This window comes from Pararcticibacter amylolyticus (genome assembly GCF_003130405.1).
In the GTDB taxonomy this organism is placed as follows: Bacteria; Bacteroidota; Bacteroidia; order Sphingobacteriales; family Sphingobacteriaceae; genus Arcticibacter; species Arcticibacter amylolyticus.
Map to the genome: position 1 here is coordinate 663 of NZ_QEAS01000003.1, position 15,493 is coordinate 16,155.

Below are 15,493 nucleotides of genomic sequence, written 5' to 3' on the forward strand. Positions count from 1 at the left end.
CCTCTCACGCCCCCTGCCCGATATTCAAGGAAAGCCCTCCATCCATAAAATAGCTCGAACCTGTAACATAATCACTGTCAGACGAGGCCAGGAACAAGGCTAATTTGGCCACTTCTTCCGGTTGAGCAGCTCTTTTGGCCGGAATGTTCTGAGTCTGCTTATCGCGGAGTTCTTTATCATCCATCGCCTCCTGGTTCATGGGCGTCAGGATCATTCCCGGAGCGATGTTATTGACATTTATGCCGGATTCAGCCAGTTCGAGGGACATTGTCCGCATCAGGTTCCGGATACCCGCTTTGGAGGCATTGTAATCAGCATTGCCTGGCTGAACAATTTCTTCGTGAACAGAACTCACGTTAATGATCTTTCCTTTCCCTCCCTGTTCAAGCCGATGCCTGACGAAGCGGCGCGAACAGAAAAAGGTACCATACAAATTGGTCCTGATGGTTTTATCAAATACATCCGTATCCATGTCGGCTACTTTTATGCCCGAGCCGTTCACACCGGCATTATTCACCAGGATATCTATCCGCCCAAACGCTGAAAGTGCTTCGCCGAAGGCCTTTTCCACTTGCTGCTCTTCACTGATATCCAGCTGAACGGACAGGCCATCACGGCCATATTCTCTCACTTTATGAAGGGTTTCTTCTGCACCTTCTTTATCACTGTGGTAGCATATCACAATGTCAGCACCTTCTCTGGCGAACTCAATAGCTGTCGCCTGACCGATGCCTGAATCAGCACCGGTAATTAATGCAATTTTATGCTCTAACTTTTTCATAGGAATGGTATGTTTCAGGGATCCCGGCACTGTTATAAACATGCAGTTCAGTTATCCCAACAGGTAACAACGAGCTGGAACTTATGTTGAATCCTTTTTTAGATTTAAAATGTAGATTTGTGCGGTGGACGTATTCGGACAGGCACTATCAGATTTTTATTACGGGAGGCCGGGCGAGATACTCTGGCTTCATAACTCATACGGCGAAACAGAAGAAATGCCGGTCGACGTTTTTTTCAGAACAGAGGAGGAAATGCCCGAACTCGAATTACTGGCTCTGGATTACTGCAAGGGGAAGATACTGGACATTGGTGCGGGAGCCGGCAGCCATGCTTTGCTGCTCCAGGAAAGGAACGCCAGGGTCACAGCTCTCGAACTTTCGCCCGGCGCATGTGACGTAATGAAAGAGAGAGGGGTCAGGAATATCCTTCAGAAAGATATCTTCGATTTCAGGGAAGGTAGCTTCGATACTCTCCTGATGCTCATGAACGGCATCGGCCTGTCGGGAACAAGTGCCGGACTTCGTCACTTTTTAAAACACATCAAAAAGCTTCTCGCTCCCGGAGGCCGGCTTCTGTGCGATTCTTCAGATATTTCCTATCTCTACGAGGATTCCCCGATGCCGGAAGATAAGTATTTCGGAGAAGTACAGTATCAGTATGAATTTAAGAACATAAAGGGCCCGGTATTTAAGTGGCTGTATGTCGACTGGCGTACATTTGCGGAGATCGCAGAAGAAGAGGGATACTTCTTTCGTCTTCTGCACGAGGACGGGCAGGACCAGTATCTGGCGATGCTGGAACTTAAGTAAGATTGATTTTAAAAAAAATATACCGCGTAAGACTGAATTTACGTTAATGAAACTATGAAGAGGACTCTATTATTTCTATCCTCCATCCTGCTGACGGTAGCAGGCTGCGGGATTAACAAACAAGTAGAAAGAGCAAAAGCATTTGAAAAATGCAAGTACGAAATTACTTCTGCGGATAGTGTGAGCATCGCTGGAGTAAACGTCCTTCAGCTTATAAAATCGGGCTCTATGGATATAACAAGAGCTCCGCGCCTGGCGCTGGCCTTTCTCAGGAAGGACATCCCGTTTGAAGGAAAAATTAACCTGCAGATCCGAAATCCATCGGAAGCCCTGGCTGCTATCAACCAGTTTGAGTACAAGATCCTGATAAAAGATCATGAACTTTCTTCGGGAATCATAGACCAGCCGATAGAAGTAAAACCAAAGGGAGGTGTTACAAATGTCCCGGTCCGCTTAAGCTCCAATATTTATCCTTTGCTGTCTGACAGCAAAGCACAAAAAGACCTGACAGATTTCTTCAGCGTCATCACAGATGAAAAAAGCAATCAGAAAAGTATCCTGACAATTAAGATTAAACCAACCATTGGTGTGGGAAATAAATTGATCAAGTATCCGGGATACATCACGATAGACAAAGAAATAACTAAAAAAATCCTGCTTTGAAAACTGCCCTGATACTCGATCTCGACAATACGATATATCCGGTTACCTCGATTGGGGATAAGCTGTTTGCCCCGGTCCTCGAACTAATGAGTGAGCACCGGCAGAGCCTCAGCGATGCTGATTACGAAACAGCAAAAAAAGAAATACTGAGGAAGCCGTTCCAAAAGGTAGCGGAGATGTGCCATTTCAGTGAAGAACTCACGGAAAAGGGACTCGCGCTGCTCCGGAACGCAAGCTATGAAGGCCCTATGCAACCTTTTGAAGACTACCAGTCCGTAAGGGAGCTGGACATCATCAAATTCCTGGTTACTACCGGTTTTACTAAGCTACAGAACAGTAAAATCAGACAGCTGGGTATTGCCGGTGATTTCAGGAAGATCTATATCGTCGACCCCGAAACTACGGAGCAGACGAAAAAAGATATCTTCCAATTTATCGTGAAAGACTTTGGACTGAAAAAAGAAGACCTGCTGGTGATCGGTGATGATCCTGACTCTGAAATTCAGGCAGCGGTATCCCTCGGAATAGACTGTTTTTTATTCGACCCGGAAGGCAGGTACGATGAAACGGCTGCGACTTTTAGGGGGACCAGTCTCACTCAGGTAAAAGAACTGCTATTCTGAAAGCGGCTTTCCTATTAAATTATTACGGGACAGTTGTTCTTTTACTTTTGCTTCCGTTTCGGGCTTGAAGCTGAAACGAAGAACATTGCCGGTCTTCTTCAAAGACGCATAACGTTTGGGAGCATCATTGATACTGAAGTTTTCAATATTGCTGATCGCATTTATATCAATGGAATCGATCGAATAAAGGGGGTATTCTTTACCAAGCAGGCGAACGGAATACTGCAGATCCGGAACTGTTGTTCGTCCTCCCCTCAGCTGCAGCTTCTCAGTGATGGGTTTTACCCCTCCCTGCCCGGATACCTGACTGCCTTTTTCAGCATACAGATTCGGAATCGGAACGCAGAAATCATCGCTTTTTAGAACAGGCATGCGGCTGGGAACCTCATTCGGCTTAAATACAAATTTTTCATCACCCGGAATATCTTTCATTACAGGCTTGAAACTTTTTCGAACAACTTCTGACGAGTCGCTGCCCTGAGCCATCACATTCACACCATTGGCAAGAAGAGCAGCAATGAAAACAAATCTGAAAACGGCACTCATAAAAGGGGTATTAATGGTTTGTTTGTCCGGTATAAAGCTAAATATTTCACTGGAAATGAACAAATTGCCTGTAACAAAAAAAGCGAAACCAGAGGAATCGCTTTTTTTGTTATGCTAAGAGCATTTTCTATGCCGGCAGCATTTACCATACCGGCAGCATTTGTTTTTAATGACCAGAGTGACCATCCGCGCCATGCGCATGACCATGAGCAAGTTCTTCAGCAGTTGCCTCGCGCACGTTCAGGATGTTTCCTTTGAAATGCAGATCCTGACCAGCCATCGGATGGTTTAAGTCTACGTTCACTGCACTGTCAGAGATATTTGTCACACGTGCACGAAACTGGTTGCCATGATTATCCTGTAATGGAAGAACAGATCCAACTTCCGGAAGATCCATTCCCTTAAACATTTCAACAGATAGTTCAGCAAAAGCGTTTTCGTCTTTTTCGCCGTATGCATCAGCTGCGTGCAGATGAAAATCATAGCTGTCTCCCGCAGAAAGACCGCTCAGGTTTTCTTCAAATTTGGGGAGCATCATGCCTACACCGTAAAGAAACACCAATGGTTGCTCTTCAGTTGCTTTTTCCACAAATACTTCCTGTCCATTGTCAGTGGTGTACAAATCATATGTAAGCGCCACCACGCTTTGAGGTTGAATTTTCATAATTGTTCTTTAAAATGAAATAAGGGATTCAATTCCTATTTCATTGATTATCTATTATTTGTTTAAGTGCATCAGCTACTTCTCTAACGGGCAGGCGACAAGTTCTGTTTTTACAAACATAAATTTTGGTCTCATCTGTCCATTTATCCTGCAACAAAGGTAAACTTCCTTGCTTACCTCCCAAGATAATTTTACCAGGAATGAAATATTTTTCCAGTTCCTGTCTTTTCTGTTCAGCTTCAGGCCCTGTAATGGCAATTTCAAAGATGCCGTAGATCTCATACATCAGCAGGATCGCCCAATTGGAATAACCTGAACCATAATTTTTTATCTCGCTAAAAACATTTCTCAGCATCACGCGTGATTGTTCCAGGTAGCCCTCTTCCTGGAAATAATGCCCCAGTCTGAACAGGTTCAACGCCATAACGGAATTAGACGCAGGAATAACATTATCACTGATCTCATGCTTTCTTGCTATAAGCTCTTTACTGTTGTCGGAGGTGAAGTAAAGCATCCCCGTGCCAGCATCATAAAAATGCTGTAAAACATAATCCGTGATCTTCCGTGCTTCATGCAGCCATTTTTCATCAAATGTCACTTCATATAAGCCTATGAAAGCTTCACATACAAAAGCATAGTCATCAAGGAATGCGCTTTCACTCAATCCGCCCTGCGAATTCAGGGGTTTGAAGACTCTCTTCAGTTCCCCGCTGCTGCTTAAAAGATGAGACTGAATAAAGCCGGCATTTTTCAAAGCAAGCTCCAGGAAACCAGGTTCATTAAATGCACGATAGGCATCAGTGAGGCCTTTCAGCATCATTCCGTTCCACGATGCCAGGATCTTATTGTCCAGTCCCGGTCGGACCCTCCCTTCACGGTACGTAAAAACTTTCTGCCTTATAGCGTCAATCTCATCCGCTGCGATATTATAATGCGCTTCGCTTGTGCGGATCAGAACATTCGTATGTTCTTCCGGCCAGTTGCCGCTGTCGGTGATCTGAAACCAGGCACAAAACGCTGTCAACTCTTCTTCAGAAAGAAAACTGCTCAGCTCTTTTTTGGTGAACGTATAAAACTTCCCCTCTACCCCCTCGCTGTCAGCATCAAGAGCAGAGTAAAAACCACCTTCGCCCGACATCATTTCCCGCTGCACCCAGCCAATCGTCTCATACACGACCCGCCGCCAGGTCTCATCCTTCTGATCCTGCCATGCTTCCGAATACAGGCTTACAAGCTGGGCATTATCATACAGCATCTTCTCGAAGTGAGGAACATGCCAGTAGCCATCCACAGAATACCGGGCGAATCCTCCGCCAATATGATCATAAATCCCTCCGTATGCCATTTTCCTAAGGGTCTGTATGCTAGCTTGTTTTGCCGTTTCATCTCCCGAAAAATGACTATACCGAAGCATAAACGCCCAGTTATTGGGCAGCGGAAATTTTGGAGCCCTGCGATAACCTCCTTCTTCCAGGTCAAATATTTTCGCCCAGGGCCTGACAATATCTTCCAGATCCTTTACAGAATACTCCAGTTCCTCTTCCGAAAGGTTCAGTTTCTCTGTCTGACGGATACCCTGGGTAAGCCTCTCTGCATATCCGATGGCTTCTTCAGGCTTGTTTTCCCAAAAGTCTGCTAGCTGCAGAAGCAGGTTTTTCCAGTCATTTTTTCTAAAATATGTTCCCCCGTAAACCGGGCGCTGATCGGGAAGACAGATACAATTGAGCGGCCAGCCGCCCTGCCCGGTCATTAACTGAACAGCCAGGATGTAGATCTGATCAATATCCGGCCGTTCCTCGCGGTCCACCTTGATACAGACAAAATGCTCATTCATGATGGCTGCGACCTCTTCATCCTCGAAACTCTCATGCTCCATAACATGGCACCAGTGACAGGCAGAATAGCCTATACTGACCAGGATCAGCTTATTTTCCAGCCGGGCTTTCTGAAGCGCTTCGTCTCCCCATGGATACCAGTCTACCGGGTTTTCAGCATGCTGTAATAAATACGGGGATGTTTCCATCCTTAAGCGGTTAGCCATAAAATTAAATTCGTTTATTATAAAAGTAAAGCAGCTGTCCCGCCAAAAGTTTTATAAGATTACATAAATGGCATAAGCAGTGCAAGTGTTTTATCTGCTTCGCTGCCCTCTTCTGCCCCGGCTGTAATAGTAAGTAACCGTCAGCGCAATCAGCAGCAGGATACCCACAAACTGGTGCAGGATACTATACAGCAGCTTTGTTTCAAGAGGACTATGCAGCAGGGCAATGACTCCCAGCACCACCTGTACCACCACCAATACCAGGGGGATATAGCGCATATTATGAAGAGGTTCACCGGCCGGCAACTTTGAGGCCTTCCAGGTCCACCAGGCAAGCATTATGGTGATAAGATAAGCCAGATTGCGGTGAATGAACTGGATACTGATAAGATTGTGGGTGATATCGGAAATAAAACTCCCCTGGTTGAACATATACTGTCCCGGCCACCACATCCCGTTTATGGTTGGCCAGGTGGGTGCCGCAAGTGCCGCGTGCGTACCCGCCATAAATGCTCCATAAATTAATTGAATGGTAATGAGAACGAGCAGCCAGACATTTAGGCTGCGAACAGATGCATTACTGCTCAGAACCTGCGGGGGAACTGTGATCTTCATAGCAAACCAGACTACATAACAAAGCAGCACCAAGGCGGCCATAAAGTGAATAGCCAGGCGGATATGGCTCACATACACGAGGTCGGTACCAATCCCGCTTTTAACCATTACCCATCCTATAATGCCCTGTAATCCACCTAGCAGGAAAAGGATGATCATGGGATGAATCATACTGCGGTTGATCTTTTTCTTCACCAGGAAATAAATAAAAGGGAAAATAAACACCAATCCCATCAGCCGGCCCCAGTCGCGGTGAAACCATTCCCAAAAATAGATGCTCTTGAAATCCTCAAGCGTAAAGTGGCTGTTGATATATTTATACTGCGCTATTTGCTGATATTTTTCGAAAGCTTCAAGCCAGGCCTTCTCGTTCATGGGAGGAAGGGCGCCCAGTATGGGTTGCCATTCTGTAATAGACAATCCGGAGCCCGTCAGACGGGTAATCCCCCCCAAGAGTACCTGTACAATGATCATCACCGCACCGATCAGCAGCCAAATGGCAACAGGCCTGTTCTGCTTCAAAGAAATAGAGTCCATAAAAAGAGTAAAATTATATAATTACGTAATAAGCAGCCAGCGGCAGAAGGTATCAAAACAGTGACAAAATTTGATCCTGCGGTGCGGCCGCCTAAACTTTGATTATTTTCTGTTGTTAAGCCCAATATTGAAATGAATCTTATGCTCAGGAAACGCAGCAAATATAGAATTAAAAATGCCAGCTTCTAAATTACCGATATATAGTGCACTTGCGGCCAACCTCCTCATTGCGATCACCAAATTTATAGCGGCTGCATTCACCGGGAGTTCGGCAATGATTTCGGAGGGGATCCATTCTCTTGTTGATACGAGCAATGAAGTGCTCCTGCTTTGGGGAATAAGGCAGAGTAAGCGGCCGGCAGATGAAAAAAGACCTTTCGGATATGGAAAAGAGCTTTACTTCTGGTCATTTATAGTCTCCATAATGATCTTCGGAATCGGAGGCGGGATTTCTTTTTATGAAGGGATCACTCATATCCGGCATCCGGAAATCATCAAAAATCCTGTCTGGAATTACGCCGTACTGGGATTTGCCATCGTGTTCGACGGCATTTCATTTATTACAGCACTGCGGGAATTTAACCGGCAGAGGGGCACCACCCCGTTCTGGAAAGCCGTACGGAAAAGTAAAGATCCGTCTACATTCGTGGTCCTATTTGAAGATGCAGCCGACGTTCTGGGCTTATTTGTAGCCTTCCTGGGTGTATTTCTGGGCCATCAATTGAACAACCCGTATTTCGATGGGATAGCATCGATTGTGATAGGCCTGATCTTAACCGGAATATCCGTATTGCTCGCAACCGAAAGCAGAAGTCTCCTGATGGGAGAAAGTGCAGATGCAGGGATACTCAATGCAGTAAAAGAGCTTGCTGAAGCAGATGCCGTCATTACAAAAGTTTCGAGATCTCTTTCGATGTACCTGGCACCCGAAGAGATCATTCTGCTGCTCGACGTTAGCTTTAATGAAAACAGCAGCGGGAAGGAAATCACCGCTGCTGTTACGCGCATAAAGGACAAAATTCACTCCGAATATCCCTCTATAAAACAAATATTTGTAGAACCCGTCTGAGATGCTGCCCCTTACAGTTCTTCATCATGCTGTGATGCATCAAGACCGAGGGCTTCATCTTCGGGACTTACTCTCAAAGGAGAGATCATATTGGTTACAAGCAATAAAATATAAGATCCGACAAAGGCGAATACTGATACCGCAACTAGCGTGACCAGGTGGATTATAAACAATCCTGATTCTCCGTAGTAAAGACCGTTCCCGGTGGTATTTCCAGCGTTTACAGTCTGACTGGCGAATACCCCTGTCAGCAGCATACCCACCATACCTCCTACTCCGTGACATGGGAAAACGTCGAGGGTGTCGTCGAGGTTTGTACGTGTTCTCCATATCACAACAAGGTTGCTCACTACCGCAGCTACAGTGCCGATAACAAGCGAATGAGGTACCGTTACGAAACCAGCGGCAGGTGTTATGGCGACTAATCCGACTACCGCGCCGATACAAGCTCCAACCGCTGAGGGTTTCTTGCCTCTGAACATATCAAAGAACACCCAGGCCATTGCAGCGGCAGCAGACGCAGTAGTAGTGGTCGCCAGGGCTGTTGCAGCAAGGGGGCCGGCACCACCAGCAGAACCTGCGTTAAAACCAAACCATCCGAACCACAGAAGGCCGGTACCGAGGATCACGTAACTGATCCGGGCAGGAGTATGTTCAGGAGCTGTACGGCTCTTCAGGAAAATAGCGGAGGCCAGAGCAGCCCATCCGGCAGACATATGGACCACTGTACCACCTGCAAAATCAAGCACTCCTTTTTTAAAGAAAATGCCGTCAGGATGCCAGGTAGCGTGAGCAAGAGGTACATAAATAAAAATCATAAACAGACACAGAAAAAGTAAATAAGAGTTAAACCTGATCCTTTCTGCAAATGCTCCGGTGATCAGGGCGGGCGTAATTACCGCAAATTTCAACTGGAACATCGCAAACAGAACAAGAGGAACAGTCGGCATAAGCGACCAGGAGGCATTCCCCACCATACCTTTCATCATAAAAAAGGTTGAAGGATTTCCGATGATTCCCATACCGCCCACATCTTCTCCAAAAGCCAGGCTAAACCCGAACACTACCCATAAGACCGTGATGAGCCCCATACAAATAAAGCTCTGGAGCATCGTTGAGATCACGTTTTTCTTACGAACCATCCCCCCATAAAAGAAAGCAAGACCTGGTGTCATTAATAATACGAGTGCCGTAGACACCAGAAGCCAGGCAGTGTCGCCTGTATCCAGTTTACTTTCGGTCACAGCGGAGGGTTCTACTGAGGGGAAGGCCAGTCCGAGCACCACCGCAACAATTAGCAAAAGAAATGGTAATACTTTTTTCATGTTTTTGTCCTATAACTGTTTTAATTGATAATTATTTAGGGAAATTAAAACATTTATTTTACAAAAACAATAATAAAATGATAATTAATTTACATTATTCACATTTTTATCTTTTATTAAAACAAAAACACCTTTAATAACCAATAAAATCCGGAACAAATAAGAAAATCACCGTATTTAAGAAGAGAGTTTTCAAAAAAAACACAACAAGACAACTCAGCTCACTATTAACAAGAAGAAAAAAACGAACTTTACAGAGAAGAAACTAAAAAAAACAAATCAAAACCCATAAAACAAGCGGAATGCACGGTTTACGGGCTGCCCCTTTGTCCAGGAAAGCCCGAAGTCTATTCTGAACATAAGGCGTTGAAAGCCGAAATAAGCCTCCCGGTAGGTATTTCTCGGTTGGCCCAGATATGCCCCTCCCACAATTTCCTCGAGTTTGAGTTTCCTGAAAAGCGGAACCTTTCTGATAAACCGGCCGGAAAAATTATGTTCATAGTGTGCCTCCAGGAACCTGTCATCCGTAGCGAATGCATAATAATCAAGAAAGTGAAAGTTAGGGAACAGGGGGTTATATATCGCTGTCTGATTTCCCGTAAAGTGGCGCCAGTCGGGGAAGTACAAAGATTTGGTTTGAAGAAACTTACCTGCTGAAATATAAAAGGAGCTGTATCCCCATAACCCGGCCCTTATCTTATCCTGGTAAAGATCCGCTGATATAAAGTCATAATCCACTGCGGATTTGAAGACATGAGGAATTCCTTTGCGGTAGTTAAATATGATTGTAGGATACCTTGCCGGCTCGTAAATCTTCGTATCAGGCCTCCGGGTATATTCCTGCCCGAATGTATATGAAATCTTCGTTTCGATGCTCAGGGCGTTATTAACCGGAAAAACTTCCGCCTCCAGTCCGGGGCTCTGGGGGTTATTTGAAGTGATATTTTTAGAAGTGCTCTCGAATATCGGTTTGGAAGAAGCGTTCTGAAGTGGAAAGCGTTTGGCTATTTCGGCACCGCCGGTGATCATCAGTCCATCCATAAGCTCTCTCTGGGCACTGAATGAGAAGAATTTAGAACGATAAAGCTTCAGATAGTTTTTACCCTCGAAAAGGGTTGTAAGTGTATTATAAAAAAGATTGAGAGTTCCGCGGTTATTGAGATCCAGAAAGTCGCTTCCGCCCCTGACAGTAAAACTAGTATGCCTTAAGGAGTCTATCCTATAAGTAAACTCTGCGTTTGCATTTAATACTTTACTTGCAAAACCGTACCGGATATTAGGTTCGGCTTCCAGGGACCTTTTCGGACTGAAGCGCTTGAAATACCTCCCCCGTAGCCGGAAACCCCAACCCTCCACTGTATTATAGAATACCGTTTTGTGCAGGGGATAAATGTACCAGAAACTATTATCGGCCACATTATCAAACCTTTGTCCCGCGAGAACATACCGAAGCGGTTTAAATTTGTTCGATTCCTTTTCCAGGCCCCTGGCGTAGGCCTTGTCATCCTGGTTATCGTTGACAGTCTCCTGAGTTGCATAATTATTCTCTTCCTCCTGCGTCAGGGGAACAGGGCGATTCCTGGCCCACCAGTCATCGTCAAATTTATTGACATCAGCGCCGATGTGAAGGATCTCATCATTGAAGAAACCTTTAGGAAAGGGCGGATCTGCTTTATAGTTACTGTACAAAGCAGTGTAATACCCTGCAAAATCAAATCCGAGCACCTTTCCCCGAAACTTAATTGTAATGTCGGAAGGAAGCCAGTGTGTATTACCCAGATCAATAAAATGCTGGCTTATATGTAGGGTATCCACAAAATTGATCCTGGCATTCTCTGTTAGAGTCAGATCGACGCCATAGAGGCGCCAGTCGTCTTCCAGTACATAAATAAGCCCGGAAAAGGTGGGAGAAAACCTGCTTTTAGGGATTACCATGATCTTCTGTATCCTTTTCCCGTTTTCTTCGAACGCCCCCAGCAGTTTAAAACGGTAATAACTGAAGGCATTATCGGCAACAGGCGACACAAAGCTCTGGTTTCCGAGTGCATCCCAATGAAGGGTATTGTTGTAAAAGTTCACCTGAAGGTCAAGCGCCCTGTTGAAGCTGAAACCCTGGTTATCTCCGGCAACTTTCGACGCTTCCATTACCTCTTTCTTATCGGGATAGCGGAAAAACAGTTTCGATTTCGTCTCAGATAAATAAAGAATGCCCTGCCGGTTAGAATCGAGATTCAGGGTTTTGGCTACCCGGGCACCAAGGATCCGTTTTGGAGCATCCAATAGTTTTTGAACACCCTTGGTATACACATCACATTCATAAGAAGGGACAGCACGCAGATATTTCCTTCTTCCAATTACGTTCTTGACGATCCTGTTGGCAGGATCATTTTTTGAGGCCGTTATGTTTACTTCCCTTAACTGGAAAACATCTTCTTCAAGTCTGACGTCCAGGACTAAATCAGCCTGCAGTTCCATTTCTTTTTCCACCCTTTTAAAGCCGACATATCTGAAGATCAGGGTATATTTTCCAGGCCGCAGCACCAGCCGGTAGTTGCCGGTCTCGTTTGCCATCGTACTGATATTCGTATCCTTGACATATACCGACACAAACGGAACCGCCCCAGCCCCGCTGTTCATAATTTTACCCGAAACTTCATATGATTCCTGTGCATATGAAGATGAAAAAGAAATAAAAAAAATAATCAAAAGCAATCTAAGCATCCTGCACCAAATTTCTTTATAAAGGTAATAGTGATCTTCTTCATACTTGCATGTTCAGGTATTTTATATTTTGCAAACCAGTATAAAATTATTTAGCAAATTTTATTACAAAGACGAATATAATTGTCCTTATTGCAATAACGAACGGAACAGCTAATCTGTTTTTCGCCTTTCCCCGCCTTCTTTTTCATAAAAAAACAAAGTGATTATGAAGCCATTATGCTTTAAATCACTTTATTCTACAGTCCCAGTCATTTTATGTGTGTAACCTTTAATTCACATTTGCGTATAAACACACAACATTAAAAAATTAAGGTTATGGGACTTATATTATTATTCGCTTCAGTTATCTCTTATATCCAGTACGAATTAAGCAATGCTGTTGTTATTGATGCTAACGACGAAAGTTTTTAGAGCACAGGTTCTCCTTCATTCAGTTTGTCGAGCAATTGCCGCGACAACTTATTGAAATACCGTTTGCTGTTAAAACCCATCACCCATTGTATTCCACGGGTGGCATTAGTTAGAAACACTTCATCGGCTACATTTAAAATATCGGGGTTTATCTGAGCCTCAATAACCGGGATATTACCAGCTTCAGCAATTTTCGTAACTGCCGTCCTCATGATGCCCGCAATACATCCTTCTGTCAGTGCAGGGGTATACAATTGTTTATCAAAAAGAATAAACACATTAGAACTCATGGTTTCGCAGAGGAACCCGTTTTGGTTGAGGATAAAAAGATCATCCAGGGAATGCCGTTTCCTGTAAATGCCGGCCATTACATAGAGGAGTGAATTGCAGGTTTTATAGTTAGAAAGAAAGCCAACAGGCTTGGTAAGCTCTTCGTACACATCCACAATGAGCCCTTTTGCGTTGCCGGTATAATGAGTTTCAGCAACCGGGGTCATCTCAATACAATATCCAAAGCGGTTTCCGGACGGGCTATACAAGCCATCCGCATCCCTGAAGACGGTCAGCCTGACACGTGCATTTTCGATTGTATTCCTGATGGCAAGTTCTACAACTTTCTCACGCAGCAGTTCAGTGCTCATGCTTTCGTACCCCTCAAGGCCGAGCGCCTTCATCCCTTCCTGTAACCTGGCAGCATGAAGGCCGGCAAACCGGAGCTCCCCCTTTATCATTCTCATTGATTCGAAAAGGCCGTCGCCATATTTAAAACCGCGGTTAGCTACTGTAAGCACAGGCTGATTAGCAGGATATATCTCTCCGTTGTAGTTAATAAAATTCATAAATTACGATCTCACTTTAGTATAACCCCAAAATCATTATTGTGATTGACCGGCTTCAGTATAATTCCGCCATTTGACAAGTACCTGCTGAAAATCATCAGGCAGCTCCGACTCGAAGTGTATATTTTTCCGGGTTGATGGATGCAGAAAGCCGAGAGAAAGCGCGTGCAAAGCCTGTCTTGGCATCAGTTCAAAACAATTGACAACAAACTGCCGGTATTTGCTGAAAACAGTACCCGACACAATCCGGTCTCCTCCGTATGTGGCATCATTGAAAAGGGGATGTCCGATATGTTTCATATGGGCCCGGATCTGATGTGTCCGCCCCGTCTCCAGCTGGCATTCTATCAGCGTGACATAGTTGAACCGCTCCAGTACTTTGTAATGAGTGACAGACCATTTCCCTTTTGATTCATCGTCATATATATCCATTACCCGCCTGTCCCTGACACTTCTGCCAATATAACCAGTTACGGTGCCATCTTCTTCCAGATTACCCCAGACAAGCGCAATATATTTCCTGGTGATGGTGTGATCAAAGAATTGCTTTGCAAGCCAGGCCATTGACCTCTCATTTTTACTGATCACCAGCAAGCCCGAGGTATCTTTATCGATCCGGTGAACGAGGCCCGGACGGCCATCGTTACCCGGCAGCTGAGGCAGCTGCTGAAAATGAAACACAAGGCCGTTGACCAGGGTACCTGTATAGTTATTATACCCGGGATGTACCACCATCCCCGCCGGCTTATTTACGATCAGCAGGTCTGAATCCTCGTATACAATATTAAGAGGAATATCCTCAGGATAAACCTCTGTGTCGCGTGGCGGATGGGGCAATACTACCGAGATGACATCCCCGGGCTTCACTTTGTAGCTCGACTTTATTGTCTTCTCATTTACCAGCACCGTCCCCGCCTCTATTGCGCCCTGAATCCGGTTCCGTGAGGCATTTTCCATACGGTGCATCAGGAACTTATCGATCCTGATCAATGATTGCCCTTTGTCGACCACCACCCGCAGATGTTCATATAAATCCTGCTCTTCTGCCTCGCGAAATTCTTCTTCTTCCACCATCCGGCAAAAGTAGTATTTTTAGGCGTGTTTTAAATCGCACCGTTTTCATCACAGCATATGCCTTCATTCCCTATTTACAGCCCCGAAGAAGAACTTCATCATGAGCTTTTTAAAAGCAAGCAGGTCAGGGTATTCATAAAAAGAGACGACATGATCCACCCGTTTATTTCAGGAAATAAGTGGCGGAAACTTAAATATAACCTCATAAGGGCAAAAAGCGAAAACAAAAACCACCTCGTTACTTTCGGAGGAGTATGGTCGAATCACCTCCTGGCAACAGCCTGCGCATCGGCGATGTTCGGGCTTAAAGCTACAGCCTTCGTGAGAGGTGAAGATGTTGAAAGCGATACGATATTCCTGTGCAGGATGTTCGGCATGCGGCTCATATTTACTGACCGGGAAACATACCGCGACAAAAGAACGCTGTTTGAAACGACCTTTGCAAATGATCCTGCTGCTTATTTTGTGGATGAAGGAGGAGCAGGTGAAGAAGCAGTCCGGGGCTGCGCCGAACTGGTTGATGAGCTGCGGGGGGATTATCAGCATATCTTTTGCGCGGCAGGTACCGGGGCCACGGTTGCGGGGATCCTGAGGGGATTACATCAGCACGGCTCTCCTGCTTCGCTGCATGTAGTACCTGTGCTTAAAGGCGCAGGTTTTCTGAAAGTAGAGATCAGCAGGATGCTGAAAGAACAACGGGAATTCATTTTCCATGAGGATTATCATTTCGGCGGGTATGCTAAGGCTACTCCCCCGTTATTGCAGTTTAT

14 protein-coding genes are annotated in these 15,493 nt (G+C 45.2%); 5 read left to right on the top strand and 9 right to left on the bottom strand.

Annotated features, from left to right (window positions below; translation table 11 throughout):
- Positions 1-4: 4 nt before the first annotated feature.
- A complete protein-coding gene (locus DDR33_RS04415; RefSeq protein ID WP_109414817.1) occupies positions 5-781 on the bottom strand; it encodes an SDR family NAD(P)-dependent oxidoreductase in 777 nt (258 codons plus the stop codon).
- Positions 782-905: 124 nt separating this feature from the next.
- Here DDR33_RS04415 and DDR33_RS04420 point away from each other — a divergent pair, with 124 nt between their 5' ends.
- From DDR33_RS04420 to DDR33_RS04430, 3 genes are read left to right on the top strand one after another with little or no spacing between them, the layout of a single operon-like run.
- Positions 906-1,592 carry a class I SAM-dependent methyltransferase gene (locus tag DDR33_RS04420; RefSeq protein WP_202913654.1) on the top strand — a complete coding sequence of 229 codons (687 nt, stop codon included), beginning with the start codon at positions 906-908 and terminating at the stop codon, positions 1,590-1,592.
- Positions 1,593-1,646: 54 nt separating this feature from the next.
- A complete protein-coding gene (locus DDR33_RS04425) occupies positions 1,647-2,255 on the top strand; it encodes a hypothetical protein (protein ID WP_109414576.1) in 609 nt (202 codons plus the stop codon).
- Positions 2,252-2,878 (top strand): HAD family hydrolase, encoded by a 627-nt coding sequence (locus tag DDR33_RS04430; protein WP_109414577.1) that lies wholly within the window; start codon positions 2,252-2,254, stop codon positions 2,876-2,878. The genes DDR33_RS04425 and DDR33_RS04430 overlap by 4 nt, the downstream gene beginning before the upstream one ends.
- On the opposite strand, the gene DDR33_RS04435 is transcribed toward DDR33_RS04430, so the two are convergent.
- The 4 genes from DDR33_RS04435 to DDR33_RS04450 form a co-directional block, all read right to left on the bottom strand.
- Positions 2,870-3,424 (bottom strand): hypothetical protein, encoded by a 555-nt coding sequence (locus DDR33_RS04435; RefSeq protein WP_109414578.1) that lies wholly within the window; start codon positions 3,422-3,424, stop codon positions 2,870-2,872. The two genes, DDR33_RS04430 and DDR33_RS04435, sit on opposite strands and share 9 nt — an antisense overlap.
- Positions 3,425-3,590: 166 nt before the next feature.
- Complete coding sequence (locus DDR33_RS04440) at positions 3,591-4,088, bottom strand: FKBP-type peptidyl-prolyl cis-trans isomerase (protein WP_109414579.1); 498 nt, start codon at positions 4,086-4,088, stop codon at positions 3,591-3,593.
- 40 nt (positions 4,089-4,128) lie between these two features.
- The gene (locus DDR33_RS04445) at positions 4,129-6,129 is read right to left on the bottom strand and encodes a thioredoxin domain-containing protein (RefSeq protein WP_109414580.1); all 2,001 of its coding nucleotides are present in this window, start codon (positions 6,127-6,129) and stop codon (positions 4,129-4,131) included.
- A 90-nt stretch (positions 6,130-6,219) separates the two neighbouring features.
- Entirely contained in the window at positions 6,220-7,281 is a 1,062-nt protein-coding gene (locus DDR33_RS04450) for a COX15/CtaA family protein (RefSeq protein ID WP_109414581.1), read from the bottom strand.
- 175 nt (positions 7,282-7,456) lie between these two features.
- Here DDR33_RS04450 and DDR33_RS04455 point away from each other — a divergent pair, with 175 nt between their 5' ends.
- Entirely contained in the window at positions 7,457-8,350 is an 894-nt protein-coding gene (locus tag DDR33_RS04455; protein WP_109414582.1) for a cation diffusion facilitator family transporter, read from the top strand.
- An 11-nt stretch (positions 8,351-8,361) separates the two neighbouring features.
- On the opposite strand, the gene DDR33_RS04460 is transcribed toward DDR33_RS04455, so the two are convergent.
- The 4 genes from DDR33_RS04460 to DDR33_RS04475 form a co-directional block, all read right to left on the bottom strand.
- Positions 8,362-9,675 (bottom strand): ammonium transporter, encoded by a 1,314-nt coding sequence (locus tag DDR33_RS04460; protein ID WP_109414583.1) that lies wholly within the window; start codon positions 9,673-9,675, stop codon positions 8,362-8,364.
- A 279-nt stretch (positions 9,676-9,954) separates the two neighbouring features.
- Positions 9,955-12,396 (bottom strand): DUF5686 and carboxypeptidase regulatory-like domain-containing protein, encoded by a 2,442-nt coding sequence (locus DDR33_RS04465; protein ID WP_109414584.1) that lies wholly within the window; start codon positions 12,394-12,396, stop codon positions 9,955-9,957.
- A 410-nt stretch (positions 12,397-12,806) separates the two neighbouring features.
- Entirely contained in the window at positions 12,807-13,649 is an 843-nt protein-coding gene (locus DDR33_RS04470; RefSeq protein WP_109414585.1) for an aminotransferase class IV, read from the bottom strand.
- Positions 13,650-13,685: 36 nt separating this feature from the next.
- Positions 13,686-14,723: an RluA family pseudouridine synthase gene (locus DDR33_RS04475; protein ID WP_109414586.1), complete on the bottom strand. Its 1,038-nt coding sequence runs from the start codon at positions 14,721-14,723 to the stop codon at positions 13,686-13,688.
- Positions 14,724-14,780: 57 nt separating this feature from the next.
- On the opposite strand from DDR33_RS04475, the gene DDR33_RS04480 reads away from it, so the two are divergent.
- On the top strand, positions 14,781-15,493 hold a 713-nt coding region (locus DDR33_RS04480; protein WP_238387661.1), incomplete at its 3' end, for a 1-aminocyclopropane-1-carboxylate deaminase/D-cysteine desulfhydrase.

Excerpts from the sequence above, each read along its gene's own strand:
- DDR33_RS04415 (WP_109414817.1), bottom strand. The coding sequence starts at position 781 with ATGAAAAAGTTAGAGCATAAAATTGCATTAATTACCGGTGCTGATTCA.
- DDR33_RS04425 (WP_109414576.1), top strand. The coding sequence starts at position 1,647 with ATGAAGAGGACTCTATTATTTCTATCCTCCATCCTGCTGACGGTAGCA.
- DDR33_RS04435 (WP_109414578.1), bottom strand. The coding sequence starts at position 3,424 with ATGAGTGCCGTTTTCAGATTTGTTTTCATTGCTGCTCTTCTTGCCAAT.
- DDR33_RS04440 (WP_109414579.1), bottom strand. The coding sequence starts at position 4,088 with ATGAAAATTCAACCTCAAAGCGTGGTGGCGCTTACATATGATTTGTAC.
- DDR33_RS04445 (WP_109414580.1), bottom strand. The coding sequence starts at position 6,129 with ATGGCTAACCGCTTAAGGATGGAAACATCCCCGTATTTATTACAGCAT.
- DDR33_RS04450 (WP_109414581.1), bottom strand. The coding sequence starts at position 7,281 with ATGGACTCTATTTCTTTGAAGCAGAACAGGCCTGTTGCCATTTGGCTG.
- DDR33_RS04455 (WP_109414582.1), top strand. The coding sequence starts at position 7,457 with ATGCCAGCTTCTAAATTACCGATATATAGTGCACTTGCGGCCAACCTC.
- DDR33_RS04460 (WP_109414583.1), bottom strand. The coding sequence starts at position 9,675 with ATGAAAAAAGTATTACCATTTCTTTTGCTAATTGTTGCGGTGGTGCTC.
- DDR33_RS04465 (WP_109414584.1), bottom strand. The coding sequence starts at position 12,396 with ATGCTTAGATTGCTTTTGATTATTTTTTTTATTTCTTTTTCATCTTCA.
- DDR33_RS04470 (WP_109414585.1), bottom strand. The coding sequence starts at position 13,649 with ATGAATTTTATTAACTACAACGGAGAGATATATCCTGCTAATCAGCCT.
- DDR33_RS04475 (WP_109414586.1), bottom strand. The coding sequence starts at position 14,723 with ATGGTGGAAGAAGAAGAATTTCGCGAGGCAGAAGAGCAGGATTTATAT.